This is a genomic window from Thermomicrobiales bacterium (assembly GCA_037045155.1).
Classification (GTDB): Bacteria; Chloroflexota; Chloroflexia; order Thermomicrobiales; family CFX8; genus JAMLIA01.
The window spans coordinates 888,808-905,068 of the sequence record JBAOIG010000003.1; the positions used below are offsets into that span (position 1 = coordinate 888,808).

Genomic DNA, 16,261 nt, shown 5'->3' on the forward strand with positions numbered 1-16,261 from the left:
TTACCATCTAGTGAGGAGACGTCTTTCATGAATCTGGTAGTGACAACCTCTCACGATGCCACGGTCGATGAGGTCGTGCCGGAGCCGATCACGCGGCTCTACATGCCGCCGTCGTCCTACGCCTTCGGCGACGCCGAGTTCCGTCCGGCGCCCGACCTGGCGCGCGGCGCGGCGAAGTTGCTCGCACAGTACCCGGAGGATCTGGCAGCGCTCAACGTCATCCAGCCGGTCTACCTCTGGCGCAAGAAGGGCGGCACAGCCGCCGGCAAGGAGGTGCTGGGCAAGACGACCAAGCTCACCGGTATGTCGAGATATCTGTCCGGCTACGTCGATAACGAGCCGGTGGACATCGTGATCTGGCTGGCCGCCGACAATCTGGCGATCCGCTCCGACCGCGGGATCGAGGCGGTGCTGTTCCACGAGCTGCTGCACGTCGGGCTGAAAGAGGCCGACGACGAGGATGAACCGCCGGCGGCGATCGTCCTGCCGCACGATTGGGCCGGTTTCCGCCGCGAGATCGAGGCCTTCGGTCTGCACACCGCGGACGCCCGCCAGGTGGCGCAGGCCTTCGCGCAGGTCTCTCTGCCGATCCGCGGTGACCGATGATCGCCGACGCGGAGTACGGGGCGCTGGTCATCTTCACTGCGCAGGACATGGTGGACGACGTGCGACGCGTGCTTGAGCGCACCGCACGTGTTATGGCGGCCGACGCCGATCTGGTCGCGCGGATGGGCGTCGGGTTGACAGCGGCGCAGGAAGCCGTAAACAGCGCGATCGTCAGCGAGCCGGTGTTCGTCCGGCTGGCCGGGTTGCGGGCTATCGCAATCGCCACGGCGACCGCGCGCGACACGATCCGCGCCTATCCCGAGGCGGCGGTCGAGCTTGGCGTGGAGCCGGCGAACGTGATCGCCGCCGCCGCGGAGTTCCGCGATACGGTGCATGCACTCCGGATCGTGCGCCAGTCGAGGCTATCGTGACCGGCTGTCCCGGCCGATCGGCAGAGCGCAGGGCGGCGATCGCCGCCCTGCGCCGGGACCTGTTGCGGGCGGAGTGGGCGCTGGCGATCGCGACGGTGGCGTACCACCGGGCGATTCACGCGACAGCGCTGGCTCGGCGCGCCTATCGTGCCGAGCTGGGCAGGAGCAGTGAGTCATGACGACGCTCCAGAGCGCGGTTGCACGACACATGAGCGAAGCGGAGCTGATGGCGAACGTGATCGCCAGGGCGAGCCATGCCGGCTGGCACGTCATGCACATCAACGACCGCCTGTACCGGCTAGCGGCGAAGGAGGGCCGGGGGGACGCGATGATCGGTGGGAGGGGGTTCCCTGATCTCGTGCTGGCGCGCGCCGGGCTGGTGATCTTCGCCGAGCTGAAGGCGACGATCGGGCGGCTGGCCCCCGAGCAGTCGGAGTGGCTCGCGGCGCTCGATCCCGGCATCTGCTCCTCGCGGCACCGGGTCGTTGTCTGGCGTCCCGTGCATCTGTTTGACGGGACGATCGACGACGCACTGGCCGGCCCGTGATGATAGCTCGCAAACTGCCAGTGCGCAGATTCCGGCGCGTGGCGGGTGGTTGGGCTGAGACGACCAGGACGTCCCAGTACGTCTTGGTCGTGGAGAACGACGGGTGGCACACGGCCATTGCGCGGGGCGATCGGGCAGAGATCGAGCGGATATATCGCAGTATGAACCCGACGGTAGCCGGGCTGAGGATCGAGGCAGCATGAGGGCAGGACTGTGGGCGCTGGCTGGGCTGATAACCGAACCGCTGTACCGCCGGACGCACTGGCGGTGGGCGCGAGCGCTGGAGGACGCGGTATATCGGCGGCATATCGAGGGGAGTGATGCAAGGCGATGAGCGCGATTGATGAGTACGAGGAATGGCCGTGGATCGGCGTGGCCGATCTCGTGGAGCTACTGAGGATGGCGGAGCGTCGGTCTCCGGGCGCGCAGCTGGTCGCCAAGGTGTCATTCACCGAGGAGGCCACCCTCCTCATCTGCGACGCACGCGAGGACGGAACGCCCGGGAGGATCCTTGCCGTGATCGACATCGTCGACGAGCAGGTGAAGTGGATCGAGGAGTCATGAAGCCGGCAACGGCCACGTTGCCGTATGATGATGCGTCTACCTGATCCGTTGCTGTTCGTGAAGGGGTGCGCCATGTGGCGGTTGGTTCTCGCGCTTGGTCTGGTGCTGTCGCTATCGGCGTGCGGCGGCGATAGCGACGACAACGTCACGGCCACGCCGGCCAATCCGCCGTCAATCGCGCCGAGCACACCGAGCGAGGCGGCGTCAGCGACGACGTCCAGCGCGCCGACCACCACGGCGCCAGCTCCGGCGGTACAGCCGACGAAGGCGGCGACCCAACCATCGGTGGCCGCGACCGAGACGCCCTCGCCGGCCGTCGTCACCGCTGATGACGTGGTGGCCGCCTTCGTCGCAGCCGGGCTGGAGGCAGAGGGAGCGCGGCCGATGACGCGCGATGACTACGGCGCCGCGCCATTCGTTGGTGAGGGCGTGCGCTTCCTGATCCCGTCGCTGGGTGAGGACATGGGCGGGCGGATCATCGTTGTGCCGGACGCCGCCGACCGCGAGCGCCTGGCGACGTACTACCGAGATCTGGGCAAGCAGAGCGCGATGTTCTTCAGCCACGTCTTCGAGGTCGGTGACGTCGTCGTTCAGATCAATGGCCGCCTGGCAGACGACGTTGCCGCGCAGTACGAGGCGGCGTTACACGCGATCGGGGGGTAGATGCTGGGATGGATGAGCCGGCGCGCCGAACGGGAAGCCGAGCAGCGCCGGCGGCACATGGACGCTTGGCTGTGGACGTTCGACCCGACGATCCCGGCCGCGGTTCGCGTGCGCGGCCGGCAGATGGTGCTCGACGCCGCGCGCCGCGACCGCACGCTGGCGGCGTGGATCCTCGATCGACCTCGAGGCTCCGCCGGGTGACCGACGAGCCGCCAGGCTACCTGATCGGCATGGCCGCGATACAGCGGGCGGCGGACGCGCCACCGTTCGCCCGCCTGGCGGCGGCCGTGCTCTTCTCGGCGATTCGTGACGCGCGCGGCTGCGATGTGCACGCCGCGCGCGCCCGCGTCTGGCTGATGACGCACGGCGCCGACTGGCTGTGCGTCATCCTGGACAGTGCCGCCGACCCGCACGACGTGCTGGCGCGGTCGTTGGCCGATGAAGCCTGGTACGCCAGGGCTAGACGGGCGGCGCAGGATGCGCCACGATAGAGGCAGAGTATCTAGCGGTCTCGCGCATAGCGGAGGAGTAATGGCAGACATCCGACCCGATCCACGCAACGCCAACCGCGGCACCGAGCGCGGGCGCGGCATGCTCGAGCGGTCGATGCGCGCGTACGGCGCCGGACGGTCGGTCCTGGTCGACCGGAATGGCGTTCTCATCGCCGGGAACAAAACCGCCGAGGTGGCCGCCGAGCTGGGCTTGCCGGTGCGCGTGGTCGAAACGGACGGGACCGAGCTGGTGGCCGTGAGGCGAACCGACCTGGATCTGAGCCGGGATAGGGCCGCCGTCGAGCTGGGCATTGCCGATAACCGCGTGGGGCAGGTCTCGCTGGAGTGGGACACCGACGTACTGGCCGAGATCGGCGCGGACATCGACCTGTCGCAGTTCTGGAGCGCAGACGAACTGGCGACGCTGATGGCGCTCTAGCCGTGTGATGACGACTGGCGTGCCGCGTTTGACTCCGTGCCGAATGGTGATAAGCCGCTGTTTGAGCAGATGACATTCACTGTGATGGAGAACAGGTGGAGCAGATACGGCGGGCATTGAGCATTGCGAGACAACACGGCCGTTCAATGACACCGGAAATGAGAACAGCAACGGGAACGTGCTGGCGCGGATGTGTGAGGCCTATGTACGCCTAATGAAATCCTGGTACGAGCCGACGCGGCGGCGCAAGATACTAACGCGCTGGTTCAACACTGGCCACTACTCCGACAAGGTCGTCAACAATAGCCGACTGCACACCGGCTTGTGCGTATTAAGGGCGTGCTGGGAGGACGAGCGATTCATCGGTTGCGTGCTCGTCTCTCGACGGAGCGCAAGCTACAAGGGCTCATTGAGGGACGGGTTAAAACGAGTTATCGGGCTAAACCGGATGGCATTGACCGACTCGGTAGCACGTAACTGACTCGAATCATGGGCGCTATCTGTCGCGATGCGCCTACTACGTAAGTATGCGCCAGCATATCAAGTGGGTTGTCACGTTTGCGCTCAGGTGCGCAGTGCGGCGACGGCACGATCTATCGCGGGTTGCAGGCTGATCGTTTCTGACGCAGATCAAGTCGCAATGACCAGATCATGGGAGGTTCCTGCTATCGGGATCGGAGGCATCATGCGCGAGAATCGCGCATGAGCCTAGCGGACGGAGGCTCCAAGAACCGACAGGCGGCCGCGTATCGCCTTAGTCGCGTTACCGCGACTAAGGGCAACCACAGTGGCACGGAAACCGGCGGGGCTTCGAGTGCGTCCATTCATTGACGCGGGCGCACGGCCGGATTCCGGGCTACCAACTCTCGCTATATGACTACTGTCAACTTGACCAGCATTCCTGCCGCGAACGCCTAACCATACGCGATTCTGCCGTTTGAGTCGACAATGCGAACGCGGATTGGTGCTGGCATGTATCGCGGCGATACCCTAAACGCGCGACAAGCATCGTGGCCGATGCGCCCGCTATCCATGCGGGAGAGGGCGGTTCGACTCCGACCGTCGCGCTCCAAAATGCAGATGGTGCGGTGGTGGTAGATGGCTGGTAAGGCGGCATGGACTACCGCCGATATGGCATCGGCCATCCGCGAGACGGCTGGCATCAAGACGGCTGCCGCGCGCCGGCTCGGCTGCAACGTTTCGACCATCGACCGATATATCGCGAGATATCCCGACGGTCGCAGCTGCCTACACCGAGGCGCGGGCGGGGATCGTTGATATGGCTGAATCGGTGCTGGTTCGTCGGCTAAACGCGGGAGAGTGGGACGCGGCGAAGTTCGTGTTGACGACGCTCGGCCGCGATCGCGGCTGGACACCCCGCGCCGACGTAGACATCACGACGGCCGGAGCGCCAGTGGTCTTCACACTGGCGCTGGGTGATCGGACCGACGATGACGGCGACAGCTAGCGCGCCGCAGTCGATCCAGTACCGCCGCCCTTGGCTCTACCCGGCGCAGGGCGCGGCGATCTTCCACCCGGCGCGCTATGGCGTGATCGAGGCCAGCACGAAGGCCGGCAAGACGGTCGGCTGCTTGGCATGGATCGTGGAGCTGGCCGCGCTGACCGGCCGGCCAGGCCGGTCGTACTGGTGGGTCGCGCCGATCTATACGCAGGCGAAGATAGCGTACCGGCGGCTCAAGCGCGGACTGCCGCGCCAGCTCTACACGTCCAACGAGTCCGAGCTAACGGTCACGCTGGCCAATGGCGCCATCCTCTGGTTCAAGGGCGCCGAGAATCCGGACAGCCTCTACGGCGAGGACGTGTACGGGGCAGTGATCGACGAGGCCAGCCGCGTCAAAGAAGATTCCTGGCACGCCGTCCGGTCGACACTGACGGCCACCCGCGGGCCGCTACGTATCATCGGCAACGTGAAAGGCCGGAAGAACTGGGCCTACCGACTGGCGCGCCGCGCGGAGGCTGGCCATCCGCACATGCACTACGCGCGATTGACGGCATGGGATGCGGTGGCCGGCGGGGTACTGAGCGCTGCGGAGATTGAGGACGCGCGCGATGCGCTCCCGGATCACGTCTGGCGCGAGCTGTACCTGGCCGAACCGTCTGACGATGGCAGCAACCCGTTCGGCCTGGCCGCGATCGAGGCGTGTCTGATCGGCGCGCCCAGTGGCGCGCCGGCGGTCGCGGCAGGCTGGGACCTGGCGCGCGCCCAGGACTGGACGGTCGGCGTCGGGCTAGACTCCGACGGCAACGTCGCCTGGGCCGAACGCTGGAACGAGGGCGCGCTGCTACCCGGCATGGCCGGCGCGTACTGGGCCGCGACGATCGCGCGCATCCGCACGACGACGGGCGCGACGCCGGCGCTGGTCGACTCGACAGGATTGGGCGATCCGGTCTTTGAGCAGATCGCGGCTGCCGGCGGCAACGTCGCGCCGTTCGTCTTCTCGGCGAGATCCAAGCAACAGCTGATGGAGGGGCTAGCGGTCACGATCCAGCGCGGCGAGGTCGGTATACCGGAGGGTGTGATCGCTGACGAGTTGCGGGCGATGGAGTACGTCCACACGCGCACCGGCATACGCTACGGCGCACCATCCGGACTACACGACGACGCGGCCATGGCGCTGGCGCTGGCCGTGTCGCTCTACACGGCGCCGCCGGCCTACGACGGGATCCTGACGCTGGCCGATGACGAGATGGTCACGATCGGGCCGCGCTACTAACGGGACGAGGGACGGGGATGGTCACGACGAACGGCAACGGCTACGCCGCGATGGAGCCGGCGGCGCTGGCGGAGCTGGCGCAGCGCCAGGCGTGGGATCTGGAGATGGTCGAGGAACGGCTGGCCGAGCTGGAAATGGCGCTGGACGCCGACGGCTGGCAGCAGCTCGGCGGCTCGTTCGACGGCGAGTTCAGCCGCGACGCGCTGGACACGATCATCCGGCGCAGCCGCTACGCCTACCTGGCGAACCCGCTGATCAATCACGCGCTCGAGGTCCAGTCCCACTACGTCGCCGGGCTGGGCGTCGATATCGCGGCCGTCCATCCGGCGGTCAACGACGTCGTCCGTGCGTTCTGGGAGGACCCCGGCAACCGTGCTGAGCTGACCAGTGACGCGTCGCTGCAGCGCGCCGATATCGAGCTGAGCGCGACGGGGAACGTGTTCCTGGTGCTCTTCACCGACGCGGTGACCGGGCGGGTGCGCATGCGGTCGATCGCCGTCGAGGAGGTCCGCGACATCATCACGGACCCGGACGACATCAGGACGCCGTGGTTCTACCGACGAGTCTGGGAGGAGCAGCGCCGAGGGGCTACTGGCGCGGCGCCGGCACGGCGCGAGGCGCTCTACCCGGACTGGCGCTATCAGCCACCGCAGACGCAGCGGCCGGACACGATCGGCGGCGTGCCGGTGCAGTGGTCTGCGTCGGTGATGCACCGCCATGTGGGCGGCATTGGCCGGATGCGCTTCGGCGTGCCGGAGACGTATAGCGCGCTCGACTGGGCGGTGGCTGTGCGCACCGACCTCGAGCGCTTCGCGACGATCCGCCGGGCGCAGGCCGCGTTCGCGACGCGCATCACGACCGCGGGCGGACGGAAGGGCGTCGCGGCGACGAAGGCGCGCCTGGCATCGGCCGTCGGAGCTCCTGGGCCCGAGACGAACCCGCCACCGATCACCGGCTCGACGTTCGTCGGCGCCCAGGGGGGCGCGGACTATGACCTGGTTCGGATGGGTGGCGCCGCGCCACACCCGGACGACGCGCGCCGACTCGGGCTGATGGTCGCCGCCGGCATTGGTGTGCCGGAAACGATATTGTTCGGGAACGCCGATGTTGGCAACTTGGCAACCTCTAGGACCCTCGATCGGCCGACCGAGCTGAAGATGGCGGCGCGTCAGTCGTACTGGCGCGACACGATCGCCGATCTGCTGAACTACGCGATCGATCAGGCGGTGATCGCGCCACGCGGAGCACTCCGTGCCATCGGGCGCGCGATCGGGGGCGCGTCCGGCTCGCCGGTGGTCGTCATGCATCCGGATCCGGACCGTGACGGTGCGCCGATCGATCGCACGCCGATTATCACGTTCCCGGACATCCTCGAGCGCGACGTCAAGGCGCGCGTCGAGGCGATCGGCATCGGCGCTCGGCTGCTTCCACCGAGCGCGGAGCGGACCGTCGCGCGGCTGGTGCTGGCAGCGCTGGATGTGGACGACATCGACGCCGTGCTCGACACGCTCTACCCGCCGGACGCGCCGGACGCCACGCTAAGTCAGCCAGCAGCGCCGGCTGACATGGACGCGCAGTTCATCGCTGCGGTGAGGGATATGCGCGAGGTGCTAGCGACGATCGCAGGTCGATCATGAGCCGCTGGCGGCGCGAGCTCGTCGCCGGACCCACGAGGACATCATCGCGTACCGCTGCCGGTATTGCCGGCAGCGGCATATCAGCCATGCAGGGAGTATGCGGTGGCGCTGATCCCGATCGCCCATGACCGAGATATGACCATGCTGGCGCAGGCGCTCGATCGCGTCCTCGAGGCTGCCGCACGACGCGATCGGGAGCGGGCGACGGCACCGTTGCAGCGCGCGCTGGCGGGCGAGCTGCGGTCCGCCTGGCGAGCGCAGTCTCGCGCGGTGCTGGCCGCGCTGGCGACAATCGCCAGTGAATTCGCCCAGCAGACCGATGAACGAGCCGTCCGCACGCCGGCGGCTCGTCTCGTCGAGGCTGAGCCGCCGGCGTCCTGGGACCGTCTCGCCGACGCCGCGCTCGCCACGACGACGGCCAGGATGGTCGGATCGATGCGGCACTACGTGCAGCTCGCGCTAGACACTGGCGCCGGCCAAGTCGCGGCGCAGATGGGGATCAGCGGCACGTTCACGCTGGACAACCCGGCCGCGGTCGGCTACGCAGACGACTACGCCGCGACGCGCGTGACGCAGATCAACGACGGGACGCGCCAGGGTATCCGCCGGCTGGTCAGCGAGGCGACCGCCGACGGCTGGAGCTATCAGCGGCTGGCCGGGGCCATCCGTGAGACGTACGCAGGCTTCACCGAGCCGAAGCCGCAGCACCACATCCGAGACCGCGCCGAGCTGGTCGCCGTGACCGAGGTGGGCAACGCGTATGAGGCCGGCACATCCGGCGCGATCCGCCAGATGGAGTCCGCCGGGCTGACGATGGAGAAGGCATGGCTGACTGTCGGCGACGATCTAGTCAGCGATGCCTGCGCAGACAACGAGGCCGCCGGCTGGATCCCGGCGACGGCGACCTTCCCATCGGGCGACGATCGACCGTTGGCGCACCCAGCATGCCGGTGCACGCTGCAGTATCGACGCGCGCCGGGGTAGTTGACGCGATTCTAATCGGGCCACTATGCTGGTCACGATATCGTTATGGCATCTAGCAGGCATATATCTACAGGGGGCTGCGTGGATGATCGAGTAGACGAGGCAGGGCGGGTCCTGTCGGCTGCGAATGCCGGCGCCATCGTCACCGCCTGGCGGGCACTCGGCGCACTGCTATCGCGGGCGCTGGGCGCGACGCCGCAGGACGAGGGCGACACGGCGGAGTCGGTCCGCGAGGCGCTCAGCCACGGCGACACCGAACGCGCGCTGGCGCTGGCGCTGCGCTCCGTCCATCCGGTGCCGGGCGACGGCTACTGGCTCTGGGTGCAGGACGTGTTCGACGCGTCGGTCGTCTATCGCTACGAGACGCCGGCGGGCGCGACGCTCTTCCAGCGCGACTACGCGCTCACGGACGCCGGCGCCGTGAGTTTCGGCGATCCCGTCGAGGTGATGCAGCGCACTGAGTACGTGCGGGTGTCGCCCACGTCGGAGGCGCAATCACTGCGGTCAGACCTGGTCGCGTTGGCGGAAGCGGCGCTCCGCGACGATGGCACTGTGCCTATCCGGATCATCGCGCCGGGCTGGGGGTCGTCGGGCTACTACGCGCCGGCGATGCTCGAACGCGACGGGCCTCGTGTCTTCACAGCAGGTTTACACATGTATCTCGATCACCCGTCCGTCTCCGAGGCCGACGACCGGCCGGAACGGTCAGTGCGTGATCTGGCCGGGCGTCTGGTCAGCGACGCGCGCTGGGACGCGAACGGGCCAGCCGGGCCGGGCCTCTACGCGGACGCCGAGGTGTTCGCGCCGTACCGCGACGTGATCGGCGAGATCGCGCCGCACATCGGCGTATCGATCCGGGCGTCCGGGGCGGTTACCGAGGGCGAGGCGGAGGGCCGGAAGGGCCGGCTAGTCGATCGGCTGGTCGGCGCCGAATCGGTCGATTGGGTCACGCGCGCCGGCGCCGGCGGTCAGGTCGTGACGATGCTGGAGTCGGCGCGCGCCGCGCGTGCCGCCAGGACGGACGAGCCGGCCATTGTGTCGCCGGCCGAGACGCGGGGATCAGAGGGGGACGACATGGACGATCTGACCGAGGCAACCGCGCGGATCGCGGAGCTGGAGGCCGAGAACGAGCGGCTCGTGGCCGCACAGATGGCCGGCGCGGCGCGCGCGCGTGTGGCCGAGCGGCTGGCCGCTGTCGAGCTGCCGGCGTTCGCGACGCGGCGCATCACCGAGGGGTTGGCCGATATCGCGCCGGTGACGGACGCGGGCCAGCTCGACGCGGCGGCGCTGGACGCGGCGATCGATGCCGCGGTCGCGACGTGGCGCGCCGACCTGGCCGGGATGACCGAGGCCGGGACGGGCGTCACCGGCATGGGTCCGTCCGGCGGGGCGGACGCCAGCGCGCAGCTCGAGGCGGCGCTGGGCAACGTGATGGGCGTGTTCGGGCTGTCGCAGGCCGGGCGCGAGATCGCCGTCCGCGGGCGCTAGGACGCCGCGGGGCTGGGGATAGGGGAGTACGAGCATGGCGCGAAACCAGAAGTACGGCGAGGGCCGATTCCTGTCGCTGGCGGCCACTGATCCGGCGACGCCGGCCAGCGGCGATCCGGTGCTGGTCGGGCAGATCCCGGGCGTCGCCCAGGTGAACGAGGGCGCCGGCGGCAACGCGGCGACCGCGACGTCCGTCGATACCGGCGGCGTCTATGACCTGTCGGTCAAGGGCGTCGACCAGTCCGGCAACAGCGCGGTCGCGGTCGGCGACATCATCTACTACGTCACGGCCGACACGCCGAAGCTGAGCAAGAAGAACACCGGCGTTCGCTTCGGCTACGCGCTGGGGGCGGTCACGTCGGCCGCAACCGCGACGATCGCGGTCAAGCTCGGTTACTAGCCGGCACGGGGAGGCGCGGGGGCGCCGGAGGGGGAATACGATGGCTGAGTTTCTCGATCTGCTGGAATCGGTCCGCGCCGACCAGGCGTCGGTCTCGACGCTGTTCGGCGACGCCGGCGTCGGCGTCCGCCACGGCGCGATGCGCGAGTCGGTGGAGTACCAGCGGCGGCTCGCCGAGGCCGCCGGGCTGCTGGGCGACGTCATGGCCGGGCGGCGCCCGGACTACCTCCTGCGTGAGGCCATGACGACCAGCGATTTCCCATTGCTGTTCGGCGACATCATGGACCGCGCCGTCCTGGCGTCGTACCGCGAGTACACGCCGGTCTGGGAAAACTTCGCCCAGGCACGGACGGTCAGGGACTTCCGCACCGTCAACGTGTTCAGGCTGGATGGCGCCGAGTCGGTCCTCGCGGCGGTGCCGGAGCGCACCGAGTACCCGATGGCTAGCCTGACCGAGACGCGCTACCAGCTGACGGTCGGTAAATACGGCCGGGCGCTCCAGTTCTCGTGGGAGACGATGATCAACGACGACCTGGACTCGTTCGCCACGCTGCCGGCGCGGCTGGGCCGGGCGGCGCGGCGCACCGAGCAGCGCGTCATGTCGGCGCTCTACGTCGATGGTTCCGGGCCGCACGCGTCGATGTTCACCGCCGGCAACGCCAACATCGTCACCGGCAACCCGGCACTGTCGATCGCCGGCCTGCAGACCGCGTTCGGCAAGCTGGCCGCGCAGACCGACGCCGACGGCGAGCCGATCCTGATCGAGGCGGTCGAACTCGTGGTGCCGCCGGCGCTGGAGATGACCGCGCTGTCGATCGTCAACGCGACCGAGCTGATCATCGACCCGAACGCGACCGCCGGCACGGCGCAGCAGCAGATCAAGACGGCCAACTGGATCCGCCAGCGGGTGCGCGTGTCGGTCGATCCGTACATCCCGGCTATCGCCACCACGGCGAACGGCTCGACGTCGTGGTTCCTGTTCGCCTCGCCGTCGAACGGCAACCCGGCGCTGATCGGCGCGCGGTTGCGCGGTCACGACGCGCCGGAGGTGTTCATCAAGGAGTCGAACCAGCGCCGCGTCGGCGGGGCCGGGCTGAACCCGCTCGACGGCGACTTCGCCACGGACACGGTGGACTACAAGGTCCGCCACGCCTTCGGCGGCGCGCGCGCCAACCCGAAGATGGCAGTGTCCAGCAACGGGTCCGGCTCGTAGCCGGATGACGGACGCGCGTGAGGTGACGCGGCGCCTGGGACTGCCGGCGCCCGTCACCGTCACCGACGACTACCTGGCCGCGCTGCTGGCCGAGACGGTCGCGCTTCGGGCGGCGATCGACGGGCTGGCGGAGCGGCTGGCGCCGGAGACGAAGCCGGCGCGCAAGCGCCCCACGACGAAGGAGTAGCCCAGCATGCCGGCGACCTATGACGTCACCACTGACGCAGGGCAGGTCCGACTGTTGTGTGGCGACACGGTCACGGCCGACGCGCTCTTCCAGGACGACGAGATCGACGCATTCCTCGGCATGTACGGCGGCGACGTGCTCCTGGCGGCGGCGCTGGCGTTGGACACGATGGCTGCTACGCAGGCGATGATCCTGAAGGTCATCACGCAGAACGGCGTAGCGACCAACGGCGCGGCCGTCGCGGGCGCGCTCCGTGAGCAGGCGGCGGTCCTGCGGCGCCAGGCGGCGGAGTTGGGTGATGGAGACGCCGATGATGCGCTCTGGGATAGCGTCGAGACCGTCGGTATCTGGGATCCGTTCGCCTGGCGCGAGCGGATCGCGTCCCAGGGGATGCGAGGAGTAGGGTAGGTGGGATTGCGCTCGATCGTGGATCCGCGGCTCACCGCCAGCCTCACCACCGCCGGCCACTATCCGCAGTCGGTAACTGTGCAGAGGGCGACACGAATCCGCGACGCATACGGTGAGCCGGCGGAGACCTGGGTGGCCATCAGCGGGATGTCAGGTATCGCAGCAGCGGTAGCGCCGACAGGTGGGACTGAGGTCGTTACCGCGACCGGGGCATTCAGCGACGCGACCGACACGATCCTGCTACCGGGCGAGTATCCGACGATCACGGCAGACGACCGGGTGACGGACGTCGCTGGCCGGGTCTGGGACATCCTGACGATCGATATTGGGCCGTTCGGCGAGTGGACGAACCTGGCCTGCCGCGTCCGCACGGTGGGGGCATAACGTGGCCGGCCAGATGCAGATTGACGTCCAGGGTGCAGAGGAGGTCGCGGCGGCGATCCGTGACGCACGCGGGCGGCTATCCGGGGCGGGGATGCAGGCCGCGTTGATGGCCGGCGCACTGCCGATCATGAACGCGGCCAAGACGAACGCGCCAGCCCTGACCGGCACCTTGCGCCGGTCGATCCATGTCCTGTCACAGTCCGCGCACGAGGTCGAGGTCGGCACGAACCTGATCTACGCCGCGATGCAGGAATACGGCGGGGTGGTCGCGCCGGTGAACGCGCGGTTTCTACGATTCGAAACGGCGGGCGGCGACGTCATATTCACGCGCGGTCCGGTCTACATCCCGGCGCAGCCATACATGCGCCCGGCGTTCGAGTCGGAGCGCGGGCGGGCGGTCCGCGAGGTGGCCAGCGCGATCCGTGACCTGATCGCGGCCGGAGGGCCGGCATAGATGGCAGATATCGAGACGGCGCTGGTGGACGCGTTAGAGACGGTGACGGCCGCCGGCGGGCGCGTCTGGCCGAAGACCTGGCCGCAGGATGCAACCTGGCCGGGCATCACCTATCAGCTGATCGCGAGAACGCCGGAGCACGCACTGAACCGGGCCGTCGGCTGCTGGCGCGACCGCTGGCAGATCGATTGCTGGGCCACAACCTACGGCGGCGTCGTGTCGCTCACAAGCGCGGTGACGGCTGCGCTCCTGGCGTTCCACGGCGTCTCGCCGCGGGTGATTGCGCTCGGGATCGAGGACGGGGGCGATATGGCTGAACCGGCGACACAGATACACCGGAGGCGACTTGAGGCGGTGATCGTCTATGTATGAGCAGCATGAGGGGATCGTGCGGACGGCGATCGCGCTCCGCACGCTGGCCGACGCGCTGCTGGCGCAGCTGGGCGTCACCGCGACGACCGAGCAGCCAGCGCCGGCGCCGAGCTGCGAGCATCCGCCGGCGCAACGGCGCCAGCGCGCCGCGTTCGGGCAGAACGGCGAGCACTGGACGTGCGGCGTATGCGGGTACGAGTACGACGACGATGGGGGTACGGAGGCGCTGGATGGCCGCTAAGGCACGCTACCGCGTGATTCGACCGATCACCTACCCGGCGCTGTCCGGCGCGTCAGGGGACGCTCCAGAGCGCCGGCGGCGCATGCCGGGCGCGGTGGTGGACGACGTGCCGGCGGAGTCGGTCGCGTGGCTGGTCGCCCAGGGCGCGATCGTGCCGGTCGAGCGCCGGGCGACGATGCGGGGAGGGGGTGGGGCCGATGTCGCGTCACGGAAGCGATGACGTCGCGTTTGTCCTGATCGACGGCTACGACGTGCGCGGGTTTCTCACGACGCTGGACGAATCACGCGAGGCCGGAACCGAGGACACGACGGTCCTCGGCGATGCGTGGGGGCAGGTCGCCGCGACCGGCGTCAACCGCTACGAGCTCTCCCAGGAGGGCTTCTACGACGACGACGCCGGCGCGGTCAACGCCGCGCTGGTGGCCGGCAACGGCACCGCGCGGGTGATCGCCTTCGGCTTCGCCGGCAACACGGCGGGCCAGCCGATGACCGGCGTTGCCGGGCCGCTGCAGGCGAAGTACGACCGCGAGGTCACGGTCGGCGAGCTGCACAAGGCCACTGCCGAGTACCAGGCGTCCGGGGCGATCGAGGACGGCGTGATCGTCCACGCGCTCGGCGCCGAGACGACCGCAACCGGCGACACGACGGCCGCGCCGGTCGATAACGGGGCGAGTAGCGCGGACGGCGCGGCGCTGTACCTGGCGATCACCGCGCTGGCGCTGGACGGTGGGACGGGCGTTACGGTCACGGTCGAGCACTCGGCCGATGACGTGACGTACACGACGCTCGGCACGTTCGCGGCCGCGACGGCGATCGGCGCCCAGCGCATCACGGTCGCTGGCACGGTCAATCGCTACCTGGCCGTGTCGTGGGCATTCGGCGGGGCCGCCGGCGCGGCGCGGTCGGTGACGTTCATGGTCGGGGTCTGCCGGCAGTAGGCCGGCCGACGGGGCAGAGGGGGACGACATGGCGAAGTACGGAAGTGACGATCTCAAGGTCGAGTTCGATAACTCAGGCGGCACCTTGGTGGACATGAGCGCGCACGTCACCGAGATCAACGGATTCAGCAAGCAGGCAGTGCTCGAGGAGTCGACGCCGTTCGGCGCGGACTGGGAAGCGTCGCTCTTCTCGGGTGTCAAGCTGGTCGACGACGTCGAGTTGACCGGGTTCTATGACGACACGGCCGCCACCGGCCCCGATGCGATCTTCAACAGCCTCGGCGACACGCGCACGCTGAAGCTCACCTGGGGCAGCACGAAGAGCTCGAGCGTCGAGGCGATCATCGCGCAGTACGACCGCAACCCGGCGGTGAAGGAGTCGACGAAGTACACCGTGACGTTGAAGCCGACCGGGGCCGTGACCGAAGCGTAGCCGACCAGTGAAGGAGCCACGATGTTTGTGACAGGGATCACCGAGCGGGTCGAGCTGGACGGTGGCGAGTGGATCGAGATCCGCAAGCTGTCGGCGAAGCAGCTGGCCAACGCGGTCAGGGCGCGCGAGCGCGAGGTCGCGGAGAGTGTGCGCGCGTTCGGCGGTGACGTGATGACGGCGATACAGTCGGCGCGCGCGAACGGCGTGACTGATACGGCGGTCGCGGTCGCGGACGAGGATCCGCTGAACAGCCACGACCGCTGGATGGTGCTCAAGGACGGCATCACCGCCTGGTCCGACGCGCGCAAAGTCAACGCGCCGAACATCGAAGAACTGGACGAGGAAACGAGCGCGCTGATCGCGCGTCGCGTCCTGTCGCTATCGCTCCCGTCGCGTGATGAGACAGCGCGGGGAAACGCCTGACGCAGCTGCACCGGGCGCTGGAGGGGGAGCCCGGTGCAGCTGCGCCGCCGGAGTGGGTGATTAGCCGGGTCTGCGAGGAGTTCGATATCGACCCGGTCCGCGCGCTCTGGGTGATGGACCATGCGCCGGCCGGGATGATCGCCGACATCCTGGAATTGCGGGCCTACGCGGCGACGTGGCAGGCGCTGGGCCAGGCGGGTGACGCGAAGGGCCGCAACCGGATCTACGCCACGCCGGCGGGCCAGCGGGTCGCCGAGATCGAAGGCGGAGCTGGCACGGGCCA

26 protein-coding genes and 1 tRNA gene are annotated in these 16,261 nt (G+C 68.8%); all 27 read left to right on the plus strand.

The genetic code is table 11. The features are described from left to right. The first annotated feature begins 27 nt into the window (after nucleotides 1–27). The 27 genes from V9F06_07385 to V9F06_07515 all read left to right on the plus strand — a co-directional run bounded on the left by V9F06_07385 (nucleotide 28) and on the right by V9F06_07515 (nucleotide 15,978). Nucleotides 28–606, plus strand: coding sequence for a putative metallopeptidase (locus V9F06_07385; protein ID MEI2617440.1), 579 nt, complete (start codon nucleotides 28–30; stop codon nucleotides 604–606). Next, complete coding sequence (locus V9F06_07390; protein ID MEI2617441.1) at nucleotides 603–977, plus strand: hypothetical protein; 375 nt, start codon at nucleotides 603–605, stop codon at nucleotides 975–977. The genes V9F06_07385 and V9F06_07390 overlap by 4 nt, the downstream gene beginning before the upstream one ends. Next, nucleotides 974–1,156: a hypothetical protein gene (locus V9F06_07395; protein ID MEI2617442.1), complete on the plus strand. Its 183-nt coding sequence runs from the start codon at nucleotides 974–976 to the stop codon at nucleotides 1,154–1,156. Before V9F06_07390 ends, V9F06_07395 begins: the two co-directional genes overlap by 4 nt. Beyond that, the gene (locus V9F06_07400; protein MEI2617443.1) at nucleotides 1,153–1,524 is read left to right on the plus strand and encodes a hypothetical protein; all 372 of its coding nucleotides are present in this window, start codon (nucleotides 1,153–1,155) and stop codon (nucleotides 1,522–1,524) included. Before V9F06_07395 ends, V9F06_07400 begins: the two co-directional genes overlap by 4 nt. Before the next feature lie 330 nt (nucleotides 1,525–1,854). After that, on the plus strand, nucleotides 1,855–2,088 hold the full coding sequence (locus tag V9F06_07405) for a hypothetical protein (GenBank protein MEI2617444.1): 234 nt from the start codon (nucleotides 1,855–1,857) through the stop codon (nucleotides 2,086–2,088). Nucleotides 2,089–2,160: 72 nt separating this feature from the next. After that, nucleotides 2,161–2,751, plus strand: coding sequence for a hypothetical protein (locus V9F06_07410; protein ID MEI2617445.1), 591 nt, complete (start codon nucleotides 2,161–2,163; stop codon nucleotides 2,749–2,751). Continuing rightward, the gene (locus tag V9F06_07415; protein MEI2617446.1) at nucleotides 2,752–2,952 is read left to right on the plus strand and encodes a hypothetical protein; all 201 of its coding nucleotides are present in this window, start codon (nucleotides 2,752–2,754) and stop codon (nucleotides 2,950–2,952) included. Next, on the plus strand, nucleotides 2,949–3,242 hold the full coding sequence (locus V9F06_07420) for a hypothetical protein (GenBank protein MEI2617447.1): 294 nt from the start codon (nucleotides 2,949–2,951) through the stop codon (nucleotides 3,240–3,242). Before V9F06_07415 ends, V9F06_07420 begins: the two co-directional genes overlap by 4 nt. A gap of 40 nt (nucleotides 3,243–3,282) precedes the next feature. Next, complete coding sequence (locus tag V9F06_07425) at nucleotides 3,283–3,681, plus strand: hypothetical protein (GenBank protein MEI2617448.1); 399 nt, start codon at nucleotides 3,283–3,285, stop codon at nucleotides 3,679–3,681. 996 nt (nucleotides 3,682–4,677) lie between these two features. Beyond that, nucleotides 4,678–4,753, plus strand: a tRNA-Gly gene (locus tag V9F06_07430). Nucleotides 4,754–4,960: 207 nt separating this feature from the next. Then, the gene (locus tag V9F06_07435; protein MEI2617449.1) at nucleotides 4,961–5,149 is read left to right on the plus strand and encodes a hypothetical protein; all 189 of its coding nucleotides are present in this window, start codon (nucleotides 4,961–4,963) and stop codon (nucleotides 5,147–5,149) included. Further along, complete coding sequence (locus tag V9F06_07440) at nucleotides 5,133–6,416, plus strand: hypothetical protein (protein MEI2617450.1); 1,284 nt, start codon at nucleotides 5,133–5,135, stop codon at nucleotides 6,414–6,416. The genes V9F06_07435 and V9F06_07440 overlap by 17 nt, the downstream gene beginning before the upstream one ends. A 17-nt stretch (nucleotides 6,417–6,433) precedes the next feature. Beyond that, nucleotides 6,434–8,053, plus strand: a complete 1,620-nt coding sequence (locus V9F06_07445; GenBank protein ID MEI2617451.1) for a hypothetical protein — start codon at nucleotides 6,434–6,436, stop codon at nucleotides 8,051–8,053. Nucleotides 8,054–8,155: 102 nt separating this feature from the next. Further along, complete coding sequence (locus V9F06_07450; GenBank protein ID MEI2617452.1) at nucleotides 8,156–9,037, plus strand: phage minor head protein; 882 nt, start codon at nucleotides 8,156–8,158, stop codon at nucleotides 9,035–9,037. 81 nt (nucleotides 9,038–9,118) lie between these two features. After that, nucleotides 9,119–10,525, plus strand: coding sequence for a hypothetical protein (locus V9F06_07455; GenBank protein ID MEI2617453.1), 1,407 nt, complete (start codon nucleotides 9,119–9,121; stop codon nucleotides 10,523–10,525). Nucleotides 10,526–10,559: 34 nt separating this feature from the next. Beyond that, nucleotides 10,560–10,925 carry a DUF2190 family protein gene (locus V9F06_07460; GenBank protein ID MEI2617454.1) on the plus strand — a complete coding sequence of 122 codons (366 nt, stop codon included), beginning with the start codon at nucleotides 10,560–10,562 and terminating at the stop codon, nucleotides 10,923–10,925. Nucleotides 10,926–10,965: 40 nt separating this feature from the next. Beyond that, nucleotides 10,966–12,138: a hypothetical protein gene (locus tag V9F06_07465; GenBank protein MEI2617455.1), complete on the plus strand. Its 1,173-nt coding sequence runs from the start codon at nucleotides 10,966–10,968 to the stop codon at nucleotides 12,136–12,138. A 22-nt stretch (nucleotides 12,139–12,160) separates the two neighbouring features. Beyond that, complete coding sequence (locus tag V9F06_07470) at nucleotides 12,161–12,325, plus strand: hypothetical protein (GenBank protein MEI2617456.1); 165 nt, start codon at nucleotides 12,161–12,163, stop codon at nucleotides 12,323–12,325. 6 nt (nucleotides 12,326–12,331) lie between these two features. Then, nucleotides 12,332–12,733 carry a hypothetical protein gene (locus V9F06_07475; GenBank protein ID MEI2617457.1) on the plus strand — a complete coding sequence of 134 codons (402 nt, stop codon included), beginning with the start codon at nucleotides 12,332–12,334 and terminating at the stop codon, nucleotides 12,731–12,733. After that, nucleotides 12,734–13,117: a head-tail adaptor protein gene (locus tag V9F06_07480; GenBank protein ID MEI2617458.1), complete on the plus strand. Its 384-nt coding sequence runs from the start codon at nucleotides 12,734–12,736 to the stop codon at nucleotides 13,115–13,117. Between the two features lie 13 nt (nucleotides 13,118–13,130). Continuing rightward, nucleotides 13,131–13,571: an HK97 gp10 family phage protein gene (locus tag V9F06_07485; GenBank protein MEI2617459.1), complete on the plus strand. Its 441-nt coding sequence runs from the start codon at nucleotides 13,131–13,133 to the stop codon at nucleotides 13,569–13,571. Further along, nucleotides 13,572–13,943, plus strand: coding sequence for a DUF3168 domain-containing protein (locus V9F06_07490; GenBank protein MEI2617460.1), 372 nt, complete (start codon nucleotides 13,572–13,574; stop codon nucleotides 13,941–13,943). Continuing rightward, complete coding sequence (locus tag V9F06_07495) at nucleotides 13,936–14,184, plus strand: hypothetical protein (GenBank protein MEI2617461.1); 249 nt, start codon at nucleotides 13,936–13,938, stop codon at nucleotides 14,182–14,184. Before V9F06_07490 ends, V9F06_07495 begins: the two co-directional genes overlap by 8 nt. After that, the gene (locus V9F06_07500; GenBank protein ID MEI2617462.1) at nucleotides 14,174–14,404 is read left to right on the plus strand and encodes a hypothetical protein; all 231 of its coding nucleotides are present in this window, start codon (nucleotides 14,174–14,176) and stop codon (nucleotides 14,402–14,404) included. Before V9F06_07495 ends, V9F06_07500 begins: the two co-directional genes overlap by 11 nt. Then, a complete protein-coding gene (locus V9F06_07505; GenBank protein MEI2617463.1) occupies nucleotides 14,382–15,122 on the plus strand; it encodes a hypothetical protein in 741 nt (246 codons plus the stop codon). Before V9F06_07500 ends, V9F06_07505 begins: the two co-directional genes overlap by 23 nt. 28 nt (nucleotides 15,123–15,150) lie before the next feature. After that, nucleotides 15,151–15,555 (plus strand): hypothetical protein, encoded by a 405-nt coding sequence (locus tag V9F06_07510; protein ID MEI2617464.1) that lies wholly within the window; start codon nucleotides 15,151–15,153, stop codon nucleotides 15,553–15,555. Between the two features lie 21 nt (nucleotides 15,556–15,576). Further along, nucleotides 15,577–15,978, plus strand: coding sequence for a hypothetical protein (locus V9F06_07515; GenBank protein MEI2617465.1), 402 nt, complete (start codon nucleotides 15,577–15,579; stop codon nucleotides 15,976–15,978). Nucleotides 15,979–16,261: the final 283 nt, after the last annotated feature.

Coding starts and splice junctions, on each gene's coding strand:
- V9F06_07400 (MEI2617443.1), top strand. CDS start 1,153: ATGACGACGCTCCAGAGCGCGGTTGCACGACACATGAGCGAAGCGGAG.
- V9F06_07405 (MEI2617444.1), top strand. CDS start 1,855: ATGAGCGCGATTGATGAGTACGAGGAATGGCCGTGGATCGGCGTGGCC.
- V9F06_07495 (MEI2617461.1), top strand. CDS start 13,936: ATGTATGAGCAGCATGAGGGGATCGTGCGGACGGCGATCGCGCTCCGC.
- V9F06_07445 (MEI2617451.1), top strand. CDS start 6,434: ATGGTCACGACGAACGGCAACGGCTACGCCGCGATGGAGCCGGCGGCG.
- V9F06_07385 (MEI2617440.1), top strand. CDS start 28: ATGAATCTGGTAGTGACAACCTCTCACGATGCCACGGTCGATGAGGTC.
- V9F06_07390 (MEI2617441.1), top strand. CDS start 603: ATGATCGCCGACGCGGAGTACGGGGCGCTGGTCATCTTCACTGCGCAG.
- V9F06_07465 (MEI2617455.1), top strand. CDS start 10,966: ATGGCTGAGTTTCTCGATCTGCTGGAATCGGTCCGCGCCGACCAGGCG.
- V9F06_07505 (MEI2617463.1), top strand. CDS start 14,382: ATGTCGCGTCACGGAAGCGATGACGTCGCGTTTGTCCTGATCGACGGC.
- V9F06_07475 (MEI2617457.1), top strand. CDS start 12,332: ATGCCGGCGACCTATGACGTCACCACTGACGCAGGGCAGGTCCGACTG.
- V9F06_07515 (MEI2617465.1), top strand. CDS start 15,577: ATGTTTGTGACAGGGATCACCGAGCGGGTCGAGCTGGACGGTGGCGAG.
- V9F06_07425 (MEI2617448.1), top strand. CDS start 3,283: ATGGCAGACATCCGACCCGATCCACGCAACGCCAACCGCGGCACCGAG.
- V9F06_07440 (MEI2617450.1), top strand. CDS start 5,133: ATGACGGCGACAGCTAGCGCGCCGCAGTCGATCCAGTACCGCCGCCCT.
- V9F06_07415 (MEI2617446.1), top strand. CDS start 2,752: ATGCTGGGATGGATGAGCCGGCGCGCCGAACGGGAAGCCGAGCAGCGC.
- V9F06_07435 (MEI2617449.1), top strand. CDS start 4,961: ATGGCTGAATCGGTGCTGGTTCGTCGGCTAAACGCGGGAGAGTGGGAC.
- V9F06_07490 (MEI2617460.1), top strand. CDS start 13,572: ATGGCAGATATCGAGACGGCGCTGGTGGACGCGTTAGAGACGGTGACG.
- V9F06_07485 (MEI2617459.1), top strand. CDS start 13,131: ATGCAGATTGACGTCCAGGGTGCAGAGGAGGTCGCGGCGGCGATCCGT.
- V9F06_07510 (MEI2617464.1), top strand. CDS start 15,151: ATGGCGAAGTACGGAAGTGACGATCTCAAGGTCGAGTTCGATAACTCA.
- V9F06_07410 (MEI2617445.1), top strand. CDS start 2,161: ATGTGGCGGTTGGTTCTCGCGCTTGGTCTGGTGCTGTCGCTATCGGCG.
- V9F06_07500 (MEI2617462.1), top strand. CDS start 14,174: ATGGCCGCTAAGGCACGCTACCGCGTGATTCGACCGATCACCTACCCG.
- V9F06_07460 (MEI2617454.1), top strand. CDS start 10,560: ATGGCGCGAAACCAGAAGTACGGCGAGGGCCGATTCCTGTCGCTGGCG.